Annotated in this window: 1 protein-coding gene; it reads left to right on the top strand. The window is 43.4% G+C overall.

The window, feature by feature from the left end; translation table 11 throughout:
• The coding region (tnpB, locus tag JEM49_RS10830; protein ID WP_201874956.1) for an IS66 family insertion sequence element accessory protein TnpB at nt 1–315 on the top strand (315 nt) is incomplete at its 5' end.
• Nucleotides 316–320 lie beyond the last annotated feature (5 nt).

A 320-nucleotide genomic window follows, 5' to 3' on the forward strand; every position in this document is an offset into this window, starting at 1 on the left:
ATCGTTTGCGGCAAGACGGATCTGCGTAAAGGCATTGATGGACTAGCAACTTTAGTCAAAGAACAGTTTGAACTTGATCCTTTTGGCGGCAAAGTCTTCCTCTTTTGCGGCGGAAGCAAGGACCGCTTCAAAGCCCTTTATTGGGACGGACAAGGTTTTTGGCTGCTCTACAAAAGATTTGAAAATGGAAAATTGAACTGGCCCAGGAATCAAAATGAAGTTCAAGCTTTATCTTCTGAGCAGGTCGACTGGCTAATGAAGGGCTTCGCAATCAATCCAAAAATAAAGAACACGAAAGCGTGCGAATTCTACTAACACTT

This window comes from Lactobacillus sp. A27, assembly GCF_016742815.1.
Classification (GTDB): Bacteria; Bacillota; Bacilli; order Lactobacillales; family Lactobacillaceae; genus Lactobacillus; species Lactobacillus gallinarum.